Origin of the sequence: Actinopolymorpha sp. B9G3 (assembly GCF_040120725.1) — a bacterium.
In the GTDB taxonomy this organism is placed as follows: Bacteria; Actinomycetota; Actinomycetes; order Propionibacteriales; family Actinopolymorphaceae; genus Thermasporomyces.
The window spans coordinates 1-20,205 of the sequence record NZ_JBEEAB010000042.1 but is presented as its reverse complement, the minus strand read 5'-3'; the positions used below and the strand labels follow the sequence as shown (position 1 = coordinate 20,205).

The 20,205-nt window shown below is 65.7% G+C and carries 16 protein-coding genes and 3 pseudogenes; 7 read left to right on the top strand and 12 right to left on the bottom strand.

Annotation, left to right across the window (positions count from 1 at the left end; translation table 11 throughout):
• Positions 1 to 128: pseudogene (locus tag ABNF93_RS33715) on the top strand (IS5-like element ISMt1 family transposase); the annotation flags it as partial.
• 459 nt (positions 129 to 587) lie between these two features.
• Here ABNF93_RS33715 and ABNF93_RS33710 read toward each other — a convergent pair.
• Positions 588 to 1,640, bottom strand: coding sequence for a cation diffusion facilitator family transporter (locus ABNF93_RS33710; protein WP_349332321.1), 1,053 nt, complete (start codon positions 1,638 to 1,640; stop codon positions 588 to 590).
• 351 nt (positions 1,641 to 1,991) lie between these two features.
• On the opposite strand from ABNF93_RS33710, the gene ABNF93_RS33705 reads away from it, so the two are divergent.
• Positions 1,992 to 2,363: an MTB12 C-terminal domain-containing protein gene (locus ABNF93_RS33705; RefSeq protein ID WP_349332320.1), complete on the top strand. Its 372-nt coding sequence runs from the start codon at positions 1,992 to 1,994 to the stop codon at positions 2,361 to 2,363.
• 64 nt (positions 2,364 to 2,427) lie between these two features.
• Here ABNF93_RS33705 and ABNF93_RS33700 read toward each other — a convergent pair whose 3' ends face one another.
• From ABNF93_RS33700 to ABNF93_RS33690, 3 genes are all read right to left on the bottom strand, one after another.
• On the bottom strand, positions 2,428 to 3,600 hold the full coding sequence (locus ABNF93_RS33700; RefSeq protein WP_349332319.1) for a HupE/UreJ family protein: 1,173 nt from the start codon (positions 3,598 to 3,600) through the stop codon (positions 2,428 to 2,430).
• A gap of 24 nt (positions 3,601 to 3,624) precedes the next feature.
• Positions 3,625 to 4,836, bottom strand: coding sequence for a YibE/F family protein (locus ABNF93_RS33695; RefSeq protein WP_349332318.1), 1,212 nt, complete (start codon positions 4,834 to 4,836; stop codon positions 3,625 to 3,627).
• 559 nt (positions 4,837 to 5,395) lie between these two features.
• A complete protein-coding gene (locus ABNF93_RS33690; RefSeq protein ID WP_349332317.1) occupies positions 5,396 to 6,073 on the bottom strand; it encodes a 4a-hydroxytetrahydrobiopterin dehydratase in 678 nt (225 codons plus the stop codon).
• 288 nt (positions 6,074 to 6,361) lie between these two features.
• Here ABNF93_RS33690 and ABNF93_RS33685 point away from each other — a divergent pair, with 288 nt between their 5' ends.
• Complete coding sequence (locus tag ABNF93_RS33685; RefSeq protein WP_349332316.1) at positions 6,362 to 7,369, top strand: arylamine N-acetyltransferase family protein; 1,008 nt, start codon at positions 6,362 to 6,364, stop codon at positions 7,367 to 7,369.
• Here the strand turns inward: ABNF93_RS33685 and ABNF93_RS33680 are convergent.
• The 3 genes and pseudogenes from ABNF93_RS33680 to ABNF93_RS33670 form a co-directional block, all read right to left on the bottom strand.
• Positions 7,311 to 8,120 (bottom strand): phytanoyl-CoA dioxygenase family protein, encoded by an 810-nt coding sequence (locus ABNF93_RS33680; protein ID WP_349332315.1) that lies wholly within the window; start codon positions 8,118 to 8,120, stop codon positions 7,311 to 7,313. The two genes, ABNF93_RS33685 and ABNF93_RS33680, sit on opposite strands and share 59 nt — an antisense overlap.
• Positions 8,121 to 8,253: 133 nt before the next feature.
• Positions 8,254 to 9,120: an FTR1 family iron permease gene (locus ABNF93_RS33675; RefSeq protein WP_349332314.1), complete on the bottom strand. Its 867-nt coding sequence runs from the start codon at positions 9,118 to 9,120 to the stop codon at positions 8,254 to 8,256.
• A gap of 247 nt (positions 9,121 to 9,367) precedes the next feature.
• Positions 9,368 to 9,490 (bottom strand): annotated as a pseudogene (locus ABNF93_RS33670) (IS5/IS1182 family transposase); the annotation flags it as partial.
• Positions 9,491 to 10,021: 531 nt separating this feature from the next.
• On the opposite strand from ABNF93_RS33670, the gene ABNF93_RS33665 reads away from it, so the two are divergent.
• The gene (locus ABNF93_RS33665; protein ID WP_349332313.1) at positions 10,022 to 10,372 is read left to right on the top strand and encodes a hypothetical protein; all 351 of its coding nucleotides are present in this window, start codon (positions 10,022 to 10,024) and stop codon (positions 10,370 to 10,372) included.
• Positions 10,373 to 10,436: 64 nt separating this feature from the next.
• Here the strand turns inward: ABNF93_RS33665 and ABNF93_RS33660 are convergent, their stop codons facing one another.
• The 5 genes from ABNF93_RS33660 to ABNF93_RS33640 all read right to left on the bottom strand — a co-directional run bounded on the left by ABNF93_RS33660 (position 10,437) and on the right by ABNF93_RS33640 (position 16,231).
• Positions 10,437 to 10,829, bottom strand: coding sequence for a hypothetical protein (locus ABNF93_RS33660; RefSeq protein ID WP_349332312.1), 393 nt, complete (start codon positions 10,827 to 10,829; stop codon positions 10,437 to 10,439).
• Between the two features lie 108 nt (positions 10,830 to 10,937).
• The gene (locus ABNF93_RS33655) at positions 10,938 to 12,392 is read right to left on the bottom strand and encodes a serine hydrolase domain-containing protein (protein WP_349332311.1); all 1,455 of its coding nucleotides are present in this window, start codon (positions 12,390 to 12,392) and stop codon (positions 10,938 to 10,940) included.
• A gap of 108 nt (positions 12,393 to 12,500) precedes the next feature.
• Positions 12,501 to 12,629, bottom strand: coding sequence for a hypothetical protein (locus tag ABNF93_RS33650; RefSeq protein ID WP_349332310.1), 129 nt, complete (start codon positions 12,627 to 12,629; stop codon positions 12,501 to 12,503).
• 152 nt (positions 12,630 to 12,781) lie between these two features.
• A complete protein-coding gene (locus tag ABNF93_RS33645) occupies positions 12,782 to 14,215 on the bottom strand; it encodes a sulfatase-like hydrolase/transferase (RefSeq protein ID WP_349332309.1) in 1,434 nt (477 codons plus the stop codon).
• A gap of 18 nt (positions 14,216 to 14,233) precedes the next feature.
• Entirely contained in the window at positions 14,234 to 16,231 is a 1,998-nt protein-coding gene (locus tag ABNF93_RS33640; RefSeq protein ID WP_349332308.1) for an ABC transporter substrate-binding protein, read from the bottom strand.
• A 246-nt stretch (positions 16,232 to 16,477) separates the two neighbouring features.
• Between ABNF93_RS33640 and ABNF93_RS33635 the strand changes: the two genes are divergently transcribed.
• The 3 genes and pseudogenes from ABNF93_RS33635 to ABNF93_RS33625 form a co-directional block, all read left to right on the top strand.
• Positions 16,478 to 18,067, top strand: coding sequence for an alkaline phosphatase D family protein (locus ABNF93_RS33635; RefSeq protein WP_349332307.1), 1,590 nt, complete (start codon positions 16,478 to 16,480; stop codon positions 18,065 to 18,067).
• Between the two features lie 82 nt (positions 18,068 to 18,149).
• Positions 18,150 to 19,397 (top strand): BNR-4 repeat-containing protein, encoded by a 1,248-nt coding sequence (locus tag ABNF93_RS33630; protein ID WP_349332306.1) that lies wholly within the window; start codon positions 18,150 to 18,152, stop codon positions 19,395 to 19,397.
• Between the two features lie 472 nt (positions 19,398 to 19,869).
• A pseudogene (locus tag ABNF93_RS33625) lies at positions 19,870 to 20,205 on the top strand (hypothetical protein); the annotation flags it as partial.

The following is a 20,205-nucleotide window of genomic DNA, read 5'->3' as shown; positions in this document are numbered from 1 at the left end:
TCAACCGACTCAAGCAATGGCGCGGCATCGCCACCCGCTACGACAAGTACGCCATCACCTACCTCGGCGGACTCACCCTCGCTGCCGCCATCCTCAACTACCGCCAGGGTTTAGGAGACACGGCCTAACCGGGACAGTCGTCGGTGCCCGGATCGGCCGGCGCTACGGCTCATGAGGGGTTGGCGAGGCGCTCCTCCTCCCCGACCCGGACCGGCTCCGCCTACCTATGGTTTGGCACGTCGGGGTCTTCTGTCCGAACATGATCAATCTCCTCGGTCGCCGGGACAGCCGTCCCTGATCTCCGTCTTCGCCCTACCGACGAACGGGATGGACGGAGAACGACACATCGCGGCCGAGAAAGTTCGATCCAGATCAGCACCCGACCTGGCCAGGGACGCCGACGTCACCTACGCAGCCGGTCGAACATTGGTCGTTCTGCGCGCCGTACTGTGGCCCTGGTGAACGTGTCGCGGGCCGCGGCCAACAGGTGAATCCGGCAACGGTGTCCAATGTGTCCGACCCATGGCAGGCGGTGCCGGTCCGCTCCCCCGCACCGACGCCGGCTGCCGCCCTTCGCCCAGCGGGAGTCAGTTCATTTGGCTCTGCTCGTGATGCGCCGTTCGGGAGTGAGCTAGCTCGCCTGGAGGGCCGAACGGGTGGGTGTGAATAGTTGCTCGGGCTAGTCGCGGTAGAGCGTGCAGAAGGCGGTGTTCGGTCTCGTGCGCGATCTCGTGCGCGTCGATGATCGTGAGCGTCTCGTCCACGCCGATGTCGGCCTCGGCATGCAGGGCGTGTCCGACCCAGCGAAGCCGCAGATGTTCGACATCCCGCACCCCTGGTGCCTCGCGGGCAACCCGCTCGGCCAGCCGCACCAGCTCGGGATCTACGGCGTCCAGGAGCCGGCCGAACACTTCTCGCGCCGCACTCCACAACACGCTCACAATCGCGGCCGTGATCAGCAGCCCAACCACCGGATCGGCCCAGTCCCAACCCACCGCCACACCGCCTGCAGACAACAAGACGGCAAGACTGGTGAACCCATCTGTACGGGCGTGGAGCCCGTCTGCGACAAGGGCGCCCGAGCCGATCTGCCGTCCGACCCTGATCCGATACCGGGCCACCCACTCGTTTCCCGCGAACCCGATCACCCCGGCCAGCGCCAGCCAACCCAGGTCCGTGACCTGACGCGGATGGGCTAGTCGGGCAACAGCCTCCCACGCGGCGAAGCCGGCGGACGCGGCGATGACGATCACGATCACCAGACCAGCCAGGTCCTCGGCCCGCCCCAGCCCGTAGGTGAACCGCCGCGACACGGCACGCCGTCCAAGAACGAAAGCGATTGCCAGAGGGACCGCCGTCAGCGCATCGGCGAAGTTGTGCAAGGTGTCACCCAGCAAGGCCACCGAACCGGTGACAGTCACAAGCCCTACCTGGGCGATCGCAGTGACCATGAGTGCGCCGAAGGAGATCCACAGAGCACGCATCCCCCGCCTGCTCGCCTCCAACGCCCCGTCGATCACATCCGCGGAGTCGTGACTGTGCGGCACCACCGCATGCCGCACCGCAGCCACCACCCTGCGCCAACCGCCAGGCGCCGCATCGTGGTCGTGACCGTGGCCGTGGCCGTGATCTGAGGTCATGCGAGCCAGGATTCCACCCGAACCCCGCTGCAGCACCCCACGAACAGCGACCCCGAGGTAGTCGCAACGCCCACGCAACAGCAGAAGACCCACTGTTTCCGTCAAGCGATAGCGTGGGAGAACGGCGTCCGAACGTGGTCGAGGGCGGTGAGGCAGATGCGGAAGGGGCTGAGGACCGTAGCGGCGGTCGTCGCACTGGCGTTTGCGGCGGCATGCACTGGTGCTGAGCCAAGCACCGACGGCCAACCCGAACCTGACCCGCCCGCAGCCTCGTCGGCGAAAGACCGCGCCGCCAAAACGCCGACCCCCAGTCGGTCCAGCCCCACGCCCACCCCGTCCCCAACCCCAACGTTGGAAGATCCCGACGCGGCACGGGCGGAGATCACGGCGAACTGGCAGAAGTTCTTCAACCCGCAGACCACCAAGAAACAGAAGGTGCACCTCCTCGAAGACGCTGAACTGTACGTGCTCTTCGTCCATGCCTTCGCCGACGACCCAGACCTAGGACAGGCAACAGCAACGGTTGAGAAAGTAACCTTCACCTCTGCCACGAGTGCCGACGTGACCTTCACACTGTCCCAGCAGCACAAGACCATCCTGAGCGGCGTCGGTCAATCCGTCCGGCAGGACGGCACATGGAAGATCTCGGTCAAGACCCTTTGCGCCGTCGCCGAAACCCGGAACGTTGCTAGACCTGCCGCATGCGAGCCGGCCATCTGGTAGACACCACCGCGCACGAGTCCGACGTACGCATCAGGGTCGGCCCAGTACCTGGCGGGAGCGATGCCTAGCGAGTGGCGAACGCCCTCAGTCCGTCGAGGTCGAAGGTGTCGCATCGGAGGGCGTTCGTCGGGTCCATCGCCTGGATTGGCTCCGACTGCTTGTCGTCCGCGCCGGCGACGATGCCGGTCCCGTCGGGACCCGTGACAAAGTCGCGCAGTGCTTTGACGTCGTCGCTTTCGATTGACGAGCTGTAGTGGACGACCAGGTAACCGTCGGCGAGGACGTGGCCGAAGTCGTCGAGCGGCGTGGCCTCGGCCGGCTCGAAGAATGACCTGGCCGGATGTCCACCGCCAAAGGGATACTTGCGGGTGCGTTCGACGATCTGGCAGTTGCCGTACGGCGACGAACTCGCCTGCTGCTCCTCAGTCGAAGAGCCGGACGCTGAGGCTTGACCCGCCAGGAACGCCGCCGCGACCAGGCCGGCCGCAACCATGCCGGCCTGGACCACCCGCTGTGGGGCAGGCTGCGACAAGACGTCCTTGACGAAGCGGAGGACGACGAACATCACCAGAACCCCGAGCAGCTGCCCCATCTCGACACCCACGTTGAACGCGAGCACCCGAAGCAGTAGGCCTTCCTCGGGAAGGCCGAGATCCTGCAACCGGGTGGCCAGACCCAGCCCATGCACGAGGCCGAAGCAGAACACGCCGACGGCGAACCACAGCCACCGGGTCGAGCCATCCGGCCAACGACCAGGCCGCGCGATCGGTCCGAGCAGCCCGACGAACACCAGGCTCAACGCGATCACCACGTCGACGACGACGGGGTTGACCTGCCATCCCGCCACCGACGCCGCGATCAGGGTAGAGCTGTGCCCTACCGCGAACATCGAGATCAACTTCGCCGATCGCCATACGGCGCCCGACAGCAGGACAACTCCGGCTACGAACAGCAGATGGTCCCAACCAGTCAGCATGTGCAGCACGCCCGACCACAGAAAGTCGGGCACGCTGATGGCGTGGCCACCGATCCCATGGGCCCACGCGGGCGGACTGTACGTCGTGATGACAGTGACCACGACGATCATCGCGATCGCCGAGCGAGCCAGGACCCTACGAGCTCCGGCGCCCCACGTGTGCCGCATGTTCTGCGCCTTGTCGGTTGGGTGCAGGTTCCCGCACAGGGTAGGTGGCGCAGTTTTCGTGCCTGTAAACGCAGCCTCAGTCGGTCGGGTCATCGATGGCCGTGATCACGCCGTGGACTACGAGCGACGAGGCGCCAGACCCCGGTGCGTCTCCGGGCGGCGTTCGGTCACTGCGGCTACGGTGCCTGTTCTGCTGGCGGTGTAGGCGGCGAGTGCCGTCGTGATGGGTACGGCAGCGATCAGCCCGAGCGTGCCGACAGCGCTGCGGACGAGTTCTTGGGCGATGATCTGGTTGGTGAGAATCTCGCCGACGGCCCGGTTGTTCGCGTCGATGAGGACCAGCAGCGGGAGGGATGCGCCGGCGTAGGCGAGGATGATCGTGTTGATCACCGACGCGATGTGGGCACGACCGACCCTGGTGGCGGCGCGGTACAACTGCATGAACCGGTAGGCGGGGTTGGCGTGGGCGAGTTCGGTGACGGTTGCGGCCTGGGTGACGGTTACGTCGTCGAGCACGCCGAGGGAGCCGATGAGGATTCCGGCGAGTAGCAGGCCCTGCATATTGACGTTGTGGGTAACGCCGAGGTAGGCGGACTGTTCGTCGGCGACGCCGGACAAGTGCGTGGCGGCGACCGCGGCCGCTGAGAGCAGGCCGGTGAGGGTGAGGCTGGCGAGAGTGCCGACCACCGCAACAGATGTGGACCTAGTGAACCCGTGGGTGAGGTACAACACGGTGAGCATGATCGCCGCGGAGCCGACGATCGCGACCAGCAACGGCGGCTTGCCGGCAAGAATGGCTGGAACGACAAACAGCAGCAGCACCACGAATGTGACCGCCAGTCCGGCCAGCGCTGTCAACCCTCGCCAACGGCCGAAGGCGATCACGGCGAGGACGAACGCAGCGCCCAGCATCCACAGCTGATTGCTGCGCTGATGGTCGACGATCGCGTAGAGCCCGTCGCCGGGCTCGTCCTGGTGCGTCAGCACCACCTCGTCACCTTCAGCGAACTTTGTGGAGGCAGTCCTGCCAGACAGGTCGACGGTAATGTCCTCGCCCTTGTCTGGGCCGCTAGTGATCTGGACTAATGCTGTGCCGCACCCGGAATTGTTGGCGCCGATCTGATCCGGGCAGGGTTCACTGTCCATCACCATGATCACACCGAAGGTGCGGCCCGGTATGCCGGTTTGTTCCGGGCCAGAGGCGTTCGGCGGCCACAGCCATATCATCGCGGTCAGCGTGATCAGCCCGGCCGGAATGATCAGAAAGAGCGCGGAACGCCATGAACGCCCCATCGGCTGCGCCGCGTGCCGATGGTGATGTGTACCCATAGCGCGGGAGCTCCTTTACCGACCGGGATGACAGACATCGCAAACCGCAGCGCCGAGCGCTGCGGGCCGATGCTACCGGCCGAGCCCGCCCGTGAATCACAGCGCGCAGACAACCGCCCACCTCACCCGCCGGTCGCTGTCCTGATCATGGCGAACAGCGCATGCCCATGAGGGCCGTGACCCGGCAAAAAGGGCGCGAAGTGTGCGGCGGATCCCGAGGTCGAGCAGGAGCGACACGGACGTGTGACGTAGATCGTAGAGCCGCATCTGGCGTCCGAGTTTGCCCGGATGGGGTACCACGGGCAAAATCCCTGCCACGTCATCGTTCAGGTGGTCACGGGTAAGCGCACTGGCTCGGATGTCGTTGAGGTCAGCTCGGTGGGGGCGATCCACCGAAGGCATTCCGCTATGGAGCCGATGCAGCACGTCAAGGTCGCCTAGGTCCGGGAGCTTGGTCGTCGACGACGAGGCGAGACTCGGCTGTGAGCAACCTGTGAGATCACGCACCGCTTCTGGACGATTCGGCGGGTGATACCGACGGACCAGCGATTCCGTTCATTCAAGCCCCGATGACTCCATCGGTCGGCTGCCACGTGCACACGCAGATCTTGTTGCCATCCGGATCTGAAAGCATCGCACCCTGGTCCCGCTTGACGAGCGTTCCGCCGGCCGCCAAGGCGGCGTCGACCCGAGGCTGCACCTGCTCCGGATCGACCCAGACGTCGAGATGCCAGCGCTGACGGGGCTCGTCGCTACCGGATTGCTGGAAGAAGATCAGCGGCAGAACCTGGTTCCGGTCACCCACGTCGGCAAAGTCGTCGCCGCTGACGAGTTCCCTATCCAGCACCGCCGCCCAGAATGGCGCGATCTTCTCGTGGTCCGGAGTGTCCAGGGCGAGTTCGATACACGACAGACTCCGGGACTCGAGCTCGGCGCCCGCGGCCGCGGCAATAGCGGAGATCCGGCGAGCAAGGCTCACGTCGCGTTCGGTTACCCCATGGGCCTCGTAACCGCTGGTCAGCCTGACATCGACCCGGGACGGCCGTAGGTCGAGGTCGGCATGATGGTTCATCTCCTCGGCGACCTGACCGATCTCGTTGACGATCTTCAGACCGGTGCCGAAGCTCTCAGTCTTGATGCGTGTATGGAGCCTGAAGAGGCCGTAGTGGACGAGGAAAGCCCAGCCGCCGAGGCCAGCGTCAATGATCTGCTGGCCAGTCATCGCCTTGGTGCTCATTGATCCACTCTCCAAACCTGCTGTCCAGTGCGGAGGTGTTCTCGGCACTGGCGGCACGATAGAAGCCGTTCCGGACGTTTCGCGTCCGGAGCCGCGAGAAGTCCTCATGCGGACATGGCAGGGAGGCCATAGACCTCGGATTCAGCCTGTGCTTCCCGCTCGAACAACTGCTTCGGCACCTGGCCCACGACGCCCCACGACCTGTTGCCCGGCCACGTTCGCTCGATCGGTTGGCCACGGCGTCAGCGGCGCTGGTGCACCGGTGGGGTTCGCTGGTTCACTGGTGCCGTGACGACGGATCCGTGGCGGGTGGGCCACTTCGACCTGGACGGCTATCTGGCGCGGCTCGGGCTGCCCGCCCGGGTGCCGACCCGCGAAGCGTTGGACGAACTGCACGAGGCGCACGTCCGCACCTTCACCTTCGACAACATCGACGTCCTGCTGCGGCAACACCCCGGTGTCCACCTCGACGCACTCCAGGACAAGTTCGTCGACCGGGGCAGAGGCGGCTACTGTTTCGAACACTCGACGATCTTCGCCGCGGCGCTGGAGCGGCTGGGTTACCACGTACGCCGCCATCTCGGGCGGGTGGGTGACCCGGCCGACGGCAGTCAGCAGGGCCGTACGCACATGGTGGTCGAGGTCGTCCTGGAGGGGCAGCCGCTGCTGTGCGACACGGGCTTCGGGATGAGCCTGCTGCGGCCGATACCCCTCGTCGACGGTGCCGAAGACGACCACCTCGGCTGGCGTTATCGCGTCGACCGTCACGACGGGGCGTGGGCGATGCGGCGCTGGCGTGACGAGGGCTGGCTGATGATGCACACCACCGACGAGCTGCCGGTGCTTCCCATCGATCCCGTGATAGGGCACCACTACACGAGTACACATCCATCGTCGCACTTCACGCGCACGCTCGTGCTCGCCCGCCACCTCCCCGGCCGGCACGCACCGTCACCCACGAGGCGGTCACCGTACGCCGGGCAGACGCGCCGACCGAACACCGTCCGCTGGGCGATGGCGAGCTCGCCGAGTGGCTGCGACTCCTCGAGGTTCCCCTCACCGAGGACGAGGAGCAGCGCCTTCTGGACCGGGTCGCCGCCCTGCAGGTCGTCCGAACCTGACTGCCGCGCACCCGCTGGCGTGCGCTATCCGCGTCCCCGCCTAGCGAGATCTCCCCGCCCATGCCGCGCGACCTGTGCCGCGCGGGCCGGCCCGGCCTGCGCCCGCCCGTACGCTGCTATTCGGTGGGGAACGCCTGGTCGCCCTCACGCCGCTCGCGGTATCCCGAGACCATGACGCCGGGTCGTCCGAGCGACTGACCGTCGGACTGGCGATTGTGCGGGTGCCGGTAGCCCATCCGTACCAGGCGCCGCGGCTGCGACGACCGGTTGATGTCCGACCCGTGCACGGTGTTGATACTCATCAGGACGACGTCACCGGCCTTCGCCGGCACCGCCACCGTGTCGGCCAGCCGGTAGTCCTCCATCGGCAGGTGCGGCGAACACGGACCGTCCGCCGTCTCGGTGATGTGCTGCAGCGGCCCACCACGATGCGAACCTTCGAGGAACCGGATCTCGCCGTTCTCGCTGTTCGTGTCGTCCAAGTGCACGAGCACATCGACGTAGCGGCCGTCGTCGTGCTTGTAGAACGGATGGTCCTGGTGCATCGGGAACGGCATCCCCGTCTCGGGGACCTTCACGTGCATCGTCGTGTGATGGAACTCCACGTCCGGGCCCAGCACCTTCGCCAGTACGTCGACCAGCCTCGGGTGGATGATCGCCCGTGCCCAGGCCACCGAGTAGTACTGCAGGTCGTGCATGCCGGCGAACTTGCCCGCCCGCTCGGTCTTCTCGTCCATGTACGCCTTCCGCCACGGACCCGTCCAGGCCGAGTCGCGGTTGGCCCACTCGTCGATCAGCCGGTCGAGCTCCCGCCTCAGCTCGGCGGTCTCCTCCGGGCTGAACACCTGAGGAATCCGCAGGTAGCCCCGGTCCCAGAAGGAGTCCGCATCGCTGTCTGTCAGCACCTGCCCGACGGTCGTGGTCATTCCGACGCCTCCAGTTCAGTACCGCCACCGTGCCTGTCCAGCCCGGACGTGATCGCCAGACAGGGCGATCTTCGCTCCACCGTACATTTTCCGCCGACGTGGTCGAGCCCGCCGCCCGGTGGCACCAGGTCCACTAGTGTCCTGAGCCGGACGTCCGGGTCGCCTGCCTCGGCTGGCCCGCCACAGCCTCACGCTGGGGCGAACGGAGGAAAAAGTAGCTGACCATGATGGCGTAGCCGAGATAGGTGACAACCTGCTCGATCGAGGGCCGCGGGTCCCAGCCGAACATCGCGCCGAGGAACTTGCCGACCTCGGTGTCGACGGTCAGCCACGCGTATCCGGTCAGGTCGTAGACGTTGTTCCAGGTGAGGAAGAGGTCACCGGACGCCTGCAGGAACATCACCGTGCGAGACAGCAGACCCGCGGCGAACAGGACCAGCATCATGCCGGTGATCTTGAAGAACTGGGCCATCGGCAACCGCAGGCCGCCCAACACGACGAGATACGCCGCGGCGGCCGCGACCGCAAGGCCGAGGAGACCGCCGGTCAACACCAGGCCGCCAGAGTCGGTGGTGGCGGCCGCGATCAGGAACAGAGCTGCCTCGAGACCCTCCCGGACGACGGCGAAGAACGCCGCAAGACCCACCGCCCACCAGATGCCCTGCCCCCTGGATGCGGCGAGGTCGATGCTGTGCTGGAGCTCGCCCCTGATGGCGCGGGAGTGCCGGCGCATCCAGAAGACCATCCAGGTGAGTACGAACACCGCCGCCACGGAGATCGACGCGAACGCGCGCAGTCGAGCGGCCCCCTCCAGGCCCTCGACGGTGCCGTGGATCAGCACACCCGCGAGCACCGACACGGCGGCCGCCCCGCCGACGCCGAGCCACATCGGCCGCATCAGCTCCGGTCGGTCGATCTTGCGGATGTAGGCGTAGATGATCGCCACGACGAGGGCTGCCTCGAAGCCCTCGCGCAGCATGATCAGGAACGAAGCCAGCACGGTGGCGCGTCTCCCTCCCGCAACGACCGCGAACGGGCGACAGGGCCCACATGCCCGTCCACTGGCACAGGTTAGCTGAGCCTAAGCTCATCGAGGACGTGGGCCGCCGGGTCGCGGCCACCCGGGGCTGCGGCAACGCAGCAGCGACCGACACCAACCCGAACAGATCGCTGACGGCGATCCTGACTCCTTGCTTGGCGAGCCGCCAAGCAAGGCAAGCATTCGGCCCCAGGGCGTGTCCGATGGATCATGTTGTTGTCCATAGGAAGATGCTGGCCAGTACGTTGCCGGCGCGGTAGTTGCGGGCGAGTTTGTCGTAGCGGGTGGCGATTCCGCGCCATTGTTTGAGGCGGTTGAAGCATCGTTCGACTACCGCGCCCCGGACAATCTTCCGGATCGGAGTCCGCGAGGTTGAGGATGCCTATCACCTCGTCACACAAACCTGGCTCAAATTGCGTGGTCCCGAATGGCAGTCACCGGCTGACCGACATGTCTTTGCAAGGCAGTGGTGCAGTCGACCGCTGGAGACGGCCCGCCCGGGCCATTAGCGGTCAGTAGCCCAGGTGAGCGAGGGTTCTCCAGGCCGCTCGTGGCCTCCGATCTCCGTGTGGACGACGGTGCAGCCGAGTCGTTTCGACATCTTTGAAGCTGGCGCTCTGGTGGCAGCCAGAATTGACCCCAGCGTGACGGCAACGACCTGCACCGGCGAGCGACGATGAGCACCTGGTCGACGAGCCTCCGAGCGCGACCGAGCAGCTCGCGATCGAGTTGCCTGCCTCTACGGACAACAAGGTGGTCGGTGTACTCGGACCCGGTTCGACACCTATGATTTGGCAGCTGACCTGCTGGGGGAAACATGACACCGCCGACCCGCAACGAGGCGTCCCTAACGAGGCGTCCAATGCTTGTCACGCTGTGGATCGCCCTCGTCGCCGCCGTGCTCGCCGGAAGTCTTTGGTGGACCCTCGCCGGCCGGCATCAGGCCACCCCATGGGTGGTCGAGGGCTATGCCCTGGGGGGTCCGGCGGCCGTCAGCCTCCACGATGCGAGCATGGAGAAGTTCAACAACGAAGGCTTCGTCCCCGCTGGCGCCATGTGGCGCGTCAAGGATGGGACATGGCACGACGACGGCGACAGGAGCTGTCTCAAGAACATGCCCAACACCCGCCAGCACGTCCGTATGGGGATCATCGAGAACCGCGGGCCGGGCGGGGGTCGCTGGGCTGTCGTCTGGATCGAATGCCTTGACTGACTCCCCCACCTCAACCACCTTCCCGAGTCAGCAGCGTGGGTGGGGCGTACGGACGGAAGGCTAGTCAGGCCTGGCCGGATTCAGGTGACGAGTCGGGCATCCGGGTGGTGCGCACGTGCTTGCGTACGGCCGGGGACAGGAGCGCTGTCATCTGGGTGGCGATGACCACCAGGAGCGTGACCAGGTATGCGTTCACGATGTCGGCGCCCAACGCGAGGACCGCAAGCATCCAGGCACTGAGCACGACCTGGATCCCCCACGCGAGTCGGCTGCGACGCCACACCAGCCAGGTGAGACCGGCTGAGACGAGGGCCCAAAAGACCTGTTCCGCGACTGGGTTGCCTTCATTGACGTCGGCTCCCACTGTTCGCGTGTAGATCAATAGCAGCAAGTCCAGCATCACATAGGCAACCAGTAGCGGTCCTGGCGAACCTTTCCAGACCCGGCCAACGTTCACATGGTGCTCCCTACTACGAACCCCACAACGCCCGCTCCGGGAGTGCCGATCAGGATACGGCCAGCCAGTCGCCCCGGCGCTAGGCGCGCGGCGGTGAGTGTCCCTGCCTCAACGTCCGGTACGTACGGCGCGGTGCGCGCGGAGCGGACCTCCGTGCAGCGGAGTCGTGCGCCATCGGGCGGTGAACGTACGACTCGCCAGCGAACACGTCACGACCAGACGGTGGGGCGTCTCCAGGAAAACCACCTCGACGGTCAACGTGTCGGGGTTGGTCCATCCGCCAGACAACGCCGTCGGAACGGGTGCGGCGGGGCCCGCATCCACGCACCAGCCCGGCGTGTCTGTCGCGTTCGGCCGCAGCTCGACCGTCCCGCCGTCCTCGACCAACGAAACGCGCCAACCCTCGTCCTCTCCTGGCGCCACCACCACGCGAGTCAGGGTCGGCTGGTCCGCACACGCACCGCCGTCCGGTGCAAACTCCGCACCCGACCAGGTGCCGGGATCGGCAGGCGGCGCGGGCTTGCCCGGAGCGGTCGGAAGCTCGAGTCGGGACAGCCGCTGGGCCAGCGCCGCGTCCTCGCCGTCCCGGCCGTCGAGCGGTGCGGCGCCCAACGCCGGCACGAGGTGCTCCCACATCGCGTCCAAGAGCGCCTGCATGTCAACCGTCGCCGCGGTCATCGCAATCACCGCATCATGGTCGGGAAGGACGACGCAGAACTGGCCGTATGCACCGTCACCTCGATACCCGTGCCGGGACATCCAGAACTGGAAGCCGTAACCGCGTTGCCAGTCCGGATTAGGCTCGCCGGCGTTCGACACGTGCGATCGCGTCGCCTCGGCAACCCACGCGGCCGGAAGCAACTGCCTGCCTTCCCAGACTCCGCCCTGCAGGTACAGCAGGCCGAGCCGGGCGATCGCGTCGGTGGTGGCGTGCAGACCGGAGAAGCCGATGTCGCGGCCGGCGGGGTGCTGTCGCCACACCACCTCGCCGATGCCGAGTGGATCGAACAGCCGGGGCCGGAGATACTCCGTCAATGTCTGGCCGGTCACCTTCTGAACGATCGTGGCAAGGGAGTACGTCGCGGGCTGGTTGTAGGCGAAGACCGTGCCGGGTTCACGATCCGGCGGAAGCAGCAGGAAGCCGCGCACGATCTCATCCGGATCGAGAGCCGCGGCCCGTTCCATCGTCTCGGCAACGTGGCCGCTGGCCATCGACGCGACGTGCCGCACGCGCATGGCGCGGCTGCGCGGATCGGTGATCTCGGCCTCGAACTCGGGGAAGTACGAGACCACGGGGTCGTCGAGGCGCACCAGCCCCTCGGCAACGGCAAAGCCCGCCGCCGTGGACGTGAAGCTCTTGCTGAGGGAATAGAGCAGATGCAGCCGGTCGGGCGAGTACGGAGCCCACCAGCCCGAGGCGACGACGTGGCCATGACGCAAGACCATCAGACTATGGGGTTCGATGGCCGGCGCAGCCTCGATGGCGTCGAGGAACGTGCCGATGCCACAGGCATCGACTCCCTGTGCGGCCGGCGAACTGGCAGGCAGTGGGTAGACACTCACGTGGTGGTCCTCGCGTTCGCGCCGGGTCGGCTGCTGTGTGCATGAGCCGATGTTGGACTGATCGTTCCCAGACGGCTTGGCCGACGTCCAGGCCGTGTCCGCTATACGTCACACATCAGCACTGCCCGTCCCTGCCAGTGCGGAGCGTCGACCGCGGGGAAGGATCTCGACGTAGCCGTAGGTTCCGTTCACCCGGATCCGCTGCCCGTCCTGGATCCGTTGCGTGGCGTTCTCCACCCGACGACGGCCGGCAGGCCGTACTCCCGTGCGATCCGCCTGAGCGGGCCTTTCGTGAGGTCGGGGACACACGTTCAACCGCCCGCACTCAGGCAAGTCTGCGTCGGACCTGGTTCGGAACTGGCCCCGGCGGTTCCCCGGCGGCCCAATGGCTAATGGATTCCGCGTTGGTTGGAGAGCTCTCGGTTGGGGGTCGCTGTGTAGGAGAACCCGGGTAGGCCGACCAACTCCTCGCCAGCTATCCAGTCCAGATCGGCGCCGTAGAGCTGGGATACCAGCAACTCAAGCAGATGCTCACGGACGTCGACGTGGTCGGGGGAAGGAGCAAGGTCGATCAGTTCGTGCGGATCTGCCTCGACGTCGAACAGCTGCACCCGATTGCCGGCCGGATAGTAGATCAGCTTGAAACGTCCGTCGTGCAGCATCCGGGTCGCATCCGGGCCTTCGCAGCACTCGCCGTACAACCACTCGCGGCGGCGATCACCCACCATGCATCGCCCCTCGACACTGGCCGGTACGTCGATGCCGGCCAGCTCGAGCAGGGTCGGCATGACGTCCTGGAGGCCGACCAGCCGGTCGTCGACAGACCCCTGCCGGACACGGTCGTCCCCAGCCGGTGCGGAGAGGATCATCGGGATGTTCGCCGAACCCTCATAGAACACCGACTTCGCCCACATCCGGTGGTCGCCGAGCATGTCGCCATGGTCAGAGGTGAAGAGGATGACCGTGTCCCCGAGCAACCCCTCTTCACGGAGCGTGCCGATGACCACCCGCAGCTGATGGTCGATGTGGGTGCACAGTGCGTAGAACGCCCGACGGGCCATCCGCACCTCGTGCTCCCCGAATCCGACCGGCCGGCGCCGATCGGCGAGCGCCTGCAGAGCGTAGGGCAGCTGCGAGTGGCGCCGCGCCCACTCCCCACACACCGGATCATCGATGTCGACACCGTCGTACATCTGCAGGTAGTCACGCAGCGGGGCCAGCGGTGGATGTGGGTGCATGTGGGACAGGTACCAGAACGCCGGCCTGGTCGGATCGCGCCGCTTGATCATCCGGCACATCTGCCGGGTCGCCCAGGTCGTCACGTGGCAGTCCTCAGGCAGGTGCCACGGGCGGGAGACGTACTGGTTGTTGCTCAGTCCGTGACCGAACTGCTCACCAGGAAACCCGCTGTCGGTGAGGAACTGCTCGTAGTCGTCGGTCACCCCCCACTGCGTACGGCCCTCCTCGTTGAGCACCACATCGTCAAATCCGATCCGACTCCGCTGCGGGAACACGTGCATCTTGCCCACGGCGTACGCCTGGTACCCCGAGTCGCGGAACGTCTGCGCAAGCGTCGGCAGGTCAGGCATCAGACCAGCCTGATCCATGATCCGGTCTCCGTGGGAACGTGCGGTGGCCCCGGTCATCAACGTACGGCGCGCTGGCACACACATCGGGCACTCGCTGTAGGCGCGCGAGAAGCGAACGCCGCCCTGGGCGAGTGTGTCCAAAGTTGGCGTCTGGATCACCTCGTGGCCGGCAGCACCCAGCAGCCTGCCCGGCCAGTGGTCCACCATGACGAGGAGAACGTTGGGGCGCTCCATCCGGTCCAGGCCCACTTCCTATGTTGATGTGACGAAGTACTGCTCCGGCCGGCTCGGTCCTGGAGTTGGATACAGCCATGCGTCCGCCATTGAACGCGGCACGTTGTGGAAGCCATTTCCCACGATCCCGTAGCCCTGTGCGACCTGCAAGGTTCCGATCACGTAGAACTGCTCCTTGCTGATCTGCAGAACCTGCCGGAAGATGCTCTGTTGCTCGGCCTCGTCGGATGTCGTGAGCATGTCGTTGTAGAGCTGTAGCTGGCGCCGGACGACAGCAGGCGGCTCCTCCCCTGCCTTTCCACCGGACAGATACCAGTCCGCCCACGCGATCGCATACCTCGAACCTACGTTGTACGGCAGATAGTGATGTCCTGACAGGAGGGCGTCGATGTCGAGGCCGCCAGGGCCTGTCCAGACCGCCGCATCGTGTTCGTTGGCGGTGACCCGTTCCGTCCAGAGGGTCCGGTCCTCGTTGGTGACGCTGATGTCGATCCCCACCGCCGCCCAGTACCCCTTGACGAGTTCCATCGCGGACACCCAGGTGTCCTTGACGGTCGGATTCGCGACCTCGACGTTGAACGACACGCGCTCCCCGTCGGGACGGAGCCGGAATCCGTCCCCGTCTCGCTCCGTCAGTCCAGCCCTGTCGAGGTGGTCGTTTGCCAACCCCTCGTCGTACTCGGTGTACTGCTTCGCAAACTCCTCGTCGAAGAAGGTCGACTCGCGACGCGGGGCCGCCTGCCATGGCTCACCCTGACGCTGCAGGACGGCGGTATTCAACTCGTTCCGGTTGATGGCGTGCGAAAGCCCGATGCGGAAGTCCTTCTTCTGGAAGATCTCACGCAACCGGGCATCCTTGTGCGTGAGATTGACCATGATGATCATCTCGTTCATCTCGCTCGGCACGAGGTCGATGAACTGGTAGCCGCCCCGGTCGCGCCCGCGCGCCAGGACCGGTTTGTTCTTCAGGCTGTTGAAGTGCCGCGTGTGCATGTTCAGCTCACCGGCGGTCGCCTTCAACAGCATCACCTCGGCGTCCTTGACGACGTCGAACGTCACCCGGTCGAGGTAGGGAAGCTGACTCCCCTCGGGATCGGTCTTCCAGTAGTAGGGATTGCGCTCGGCCACCACCCGGGTGCCGGTGCCCAGGCCCCTGGTGAGGCGCCACGCGAAGAGCGACGGAAGTTCGGCGTTGGACCAGACGGAGCCCTTGTCCAGCAGGAAGAAGTCACCCCACGACGCGGCGCCCGACTCCTTGACCAGGCCCTCGACATCGGAGGCGTACTTCTGGTGGAACCGCTCGAGGTAGTGACGGGGATACGCGGTGAGCCAGCGGCCACCGTCGGGAGTCGCGAGTTCCTGCAGAAAGGTTCCCTTCGGGCGGGAGAAGAGGAACCGCACCGTGTGGTCGTCGACTCGTTCGACCTCCGCCGGCCTGCTGTCCACCGACATGAACACAGGTGGCGGGCCTACCGGGAACAGCTCTTCGTGCATGAGGACGTCTTCGAAGGCGAAAACGAGATCGTCCGTCGTGAACAGCTCACCGTCGGACCACCGCATGCCCTTCCGCAGCTTGAACGTGTACTCCTTCCCTCCTTGGGCAACCTCGAAGGACTGGGCGATGTTCGGCATGACCTCGCGCCATCCCCGGTCCCATCCCACGAGGTAGTCATTGCCGATCGTCCGGTCCAACCACGGTGTGTCGGCCGGACCGAGTAACGCCGAGTTCCACGAGTGGCCGTACCCGCCTATCCGATCGACCGGATCGACGACGAGTGGTGAGCTCGGCATCCGTTCGGCGACCGGGGGCAGGTCGCCCGCCCTGACCTGCTCGGCGAGCATCGGCGCCTCGCGGCCGTTCTTCCTCGCGGCGCCGTCGTTCGCCCGATCCTTGCTGGGCTTGGTCGAGAGCGCATCACATCCTGTGAGTGCGACTGCGGAGAGTGTCGCAGTACACCCCAGATGCAGGACGTCGCGTCGTGTCAACTCCCGGATTGCCGGGCCTTTGGAGCGCATACCCAACTCCATCCCGTGGTCGCCAGCCGCGTTCGTCCACGGCCGTTCGAGTGTCTGTGCCGCAGCCTACAACGAACGCATGTTTCGGTCGAGACCGTAAGGAATGCATCTGGTTGACACCGATTCACTCCGCGCATAGCTTCGGCGATGATCGTGTCCACGGGGTTCTTCCACGGGAGACAAGGTATGTGGCCGCGTCGTCGACTCCTTCGTACGGCAGGTGTGACGGGTGCCTGGCTTGCATCGATGATGGCCAGCAACACTGGTCACGCCGAGCCCCAACCTGTGGTCTTTCCTGACTATCCGTTCAAACTTGGAGTCGCGTCCGGCGATCCGTTGCAGGACGGCGTCGTACTGTGGACCAAACTCGCTACGGAGCCCCTGGCAGCAGATGGCCACGGTGGAATCCCGCCCGTGCCGATACCCGTGCGCTGGGAGGTCGCCGAGGACGAGAGGTTCCGGCGGGTCGTCGCCCGTGGGGTCGAGCAGACGGGGCCGAACCTCGGACACTCGGTCCACGCGGAGGTCGGTGGGCTCCGCCCCGAGCGCAGCTACTTCTACCGTTTCCGCGTTGGCTCGGAAATCAGTCCCGTCGGTCGGACGCGAACGGCACCCGCCGCCCACAACCAGCCGGCAACACTGAGATTTGCGCAAGCGTCCTGCCAGCATGTCCCCCACGGGTTCTACACCGCCTACCAGCACATGGCCCAGCAGGATCTCGACCTCGTTGTCTTTCTCGGCGACTACATCTACGAAGGACCGGCGCAGGGTTCCCTGGGGCGCGGACACCAACCGCCGATCGAGATCTCCGCCCTCGCGGAGTACCGCGTGCGGTACGGGCAGTACCGCTCCGAACCCGAGCTTCAGGCCGTGCATGCGAGCTTCCCCTGGCTCGTCGTCTGGGACGATCACGAGCTGGACAGTGACTGGGCGGACGAGGTCCCGAGCGATGGTCAGCCGATCGCGGACTTCCTCCGTCGTCGGGCGGCGGCGTTCCAGGTCTACTACGAGTTCATGCCGCTCCGCTCGACATCAATCGCTCGAGGAATCGACCTGCAGCTGTTTCGTCGCATCCATTGGGGAAGGTTGGCGACGTTCCATCTGCTCGACACCCGTCAGTACCGCGACGCACAGGTGTGTGGAGGCGGCTTCGCCGACTGTCCCGAGGCGTTCGACCCCGCCCGCTCGATCCTCGGTGCCGACCAGGAGAGCTGGCTGATCGACGGCTTCCAACGTTCGAGGGCACGCTGGGACATTCTCGCTCAGCAGGTGGTCTTCGCCCGCCGTCTCGTCGAACGTGAGGGGATCCTGACGACGAGAATGGACGCGTGGGACGGGTACGTGGCCAGTCAGGAACGCATCACCGAAGGGTGGATCGATGCTGGCGTCCGCAACCCGATCGTCCTGTCCGGTGACGTACACGCCCACTGGGCAACCGATCTCAAGCTCGACTATCTGGATCCCGCAGCGGAGACCGTCGGCTCCGAACTCGTGACCACCTCGATCACCACCGACGGGAACGGCGAGGACAGTTTCGGTGACCACCCGATCTTCGCCGACAATCCGCACCTGCGCTTCTACACGAACCTTCGCGGGTACGTCACGATCACCGTCACACCCGAGCATCTGGCCGCCGACCTGCAATGCGTACGACGAGTGACCGAACCCGGTGCCGAGGTGTTCACCCGGGCCTCGTTCGTGGTCGACGACGGCGTACGCGGACTCCGGCAGACGCTGGACCGGCCGCCCACCCCCGATGAGGCGCGCAGACTGCCGGACAGAACTCGGGAGGAAGCGATAAGAGCACTCATCGCCAAGGAAACGGCTGATCCTTGATCGGCGAACTGGAAAGACCGGGAGTTCGTTTCGGCGGATTCGTTGGCGGTGGTGTGGGTTCCGTTGCCGAGTGGAGAGATACGTGACTGTGGATGACAAAGACATGTCCGCACAGGCTCTGCCGGTCGGCGGCGCGTGGTGCTGGTTCGGCGATCCGCGGGCGCTCCACCACGAAGGCAGGTACAAGCGTACGTTCGTGAGCTATATCAGTGACGCGGGCGATATCGTGATCGCGCAGTACGACCACGGCACCGGCGAACTTTCGACGTCCACGCTGATGGATGGTTTCCCCAAAGACGATCACAACAACCCGGCGATCTGTGTGCGCCCCGATGGCCGGATCATGGCCTTCTGGACGGGTCACCAGTATCCCGGCGTACCGATCTACTACCGACGTTCGGTACTGGCCGAAGACATCACCGGCGGTTGGGAACCCGTCCGTGAGATCACCGACAACACCAGTGGCGACCGTCCCGGATTCACCTACCAGAATCTCGCCCAGCTCAGCAGGGAGCCTGGCCGGCTCTTCGTGTTCTGGCGTGGCGGCAACTTCAACCCGACATTCTCCACCAGCGTCGACGGCGAGACATGGACACCGGCCACCACATTGATCAGCGCTCCCGGTGAACGCCCGTATGTGAAGGTGTTTTCGGACGGAACCGACACCATTCACTTCGCGTTCACCCAGGCACATCCCAACCGTGTGCGCACCAGCATCTACTACATGTACTACCGGGCCGGCAGCCTTCACCGCGCCGACGGGACACCGATCGGCGACCTGGGCGCCGCCATCCGGCCGGATCAGGCTGATCTGGTCTACGATGCCGCGGCCGCCGGGCCCAAGGCTTGGATATGGGACATCGCCTGCGACTCCGCTGGCCGGCCGATTCTCGTCTACGCGACGTTTCCCTCCGACACCGACCACCGTTATCGGTATGCCCGCTGGGACAACGCAGGCTCGTGGGTGGACACCGAGATCACGGCTGCCGGAGATTCGATCAGTGCCGACGGCAACGAGCCCAACTATTCCGGCGGGATCTCCTTGGACCACGCCAACCCCTCGGTGGTCCTGCTGTCCCGCCAGGAGCCGGGCGGTCGGCACGAGATCTCCCGCTGGACCTCCACGGACCAAGGCGCCAGCTGGGACTCGGTGGCGATCACCTCGAACTCGCGGGAACTCAACGTACGCCCGCTCAAGCCACACGGGATGCGCGGTGACGGTGCCCTCAGTGTGCTCTGGATGGCTGGCGAGTACCCCAGCTACACGTCGTACCAGACCCGCATCATGGCGCTCGGCGAAGACGGCATGCCGTTCGCACTGTGCCGCTGAGCTGCTGTAGCTGAGCCCGCTCGACGACTTCGAAGGGCTTCGACTGGTGTCGGCCCGTTCCGACCTGCCCGTTCACCCATCCTCGTGCTCGCCGGGCCGACCTCTCACAGGTGGCCGGTTCCGGCCAGGTCTCGTCGCTCGCTCTCGCGACTCTGCCCCCACAGTGGTCTGACGGCTGACGTCCAATTTCGACGGATCTGAATCCTTCTCCGACCTCGATGAACTGCGCCCGAACAGGGACATCTCGGGCTAGCACCACAATTTCGCCGCACTCGGACCTCGACGTCGAGGTGGTGGATGCGACGGGACGACTCCAACAGCGCACACCTCACTGGCGGCAGGATGGCCCTCTGGTGTAGAAATAGCGAGCTTCTGAGGCTGGGGGGTCAATGTCTGAGTATCGTCATGTCGTTGATCAGCGATGTGCTCGCTATTCGAGGTCCGTGCCGGACCTGTCGGTCAAGGAAGCCATATGAACCAATCGTCGTCCAACCACGATGTGCTCCAGCACGGAGTCCAGCCACCTCAGGACCAGACCGAGCGTGACCTTGCTGTCGTTGGTCTGGGGTATGTCGGTCTGCCGTTGGTCCGTGAGGGCTGCCGGGCGGGGCTTCGTGTCGTCGGGCTCGACGTTTCTGACGGGGTGATCGCCGGGCTGTCCTCGGGCCGGTCTCATGTCGGTGACATCTGCGATGCCGACATCGCGGCCATGCTGGCCGCGGGTTTCACCGTGACGTCCGACGAAGCCGTGCTTGCCACCGCCGAGACCGTGGTGATCTGTGTACCCACGCCGCTGGATGAGGACGGT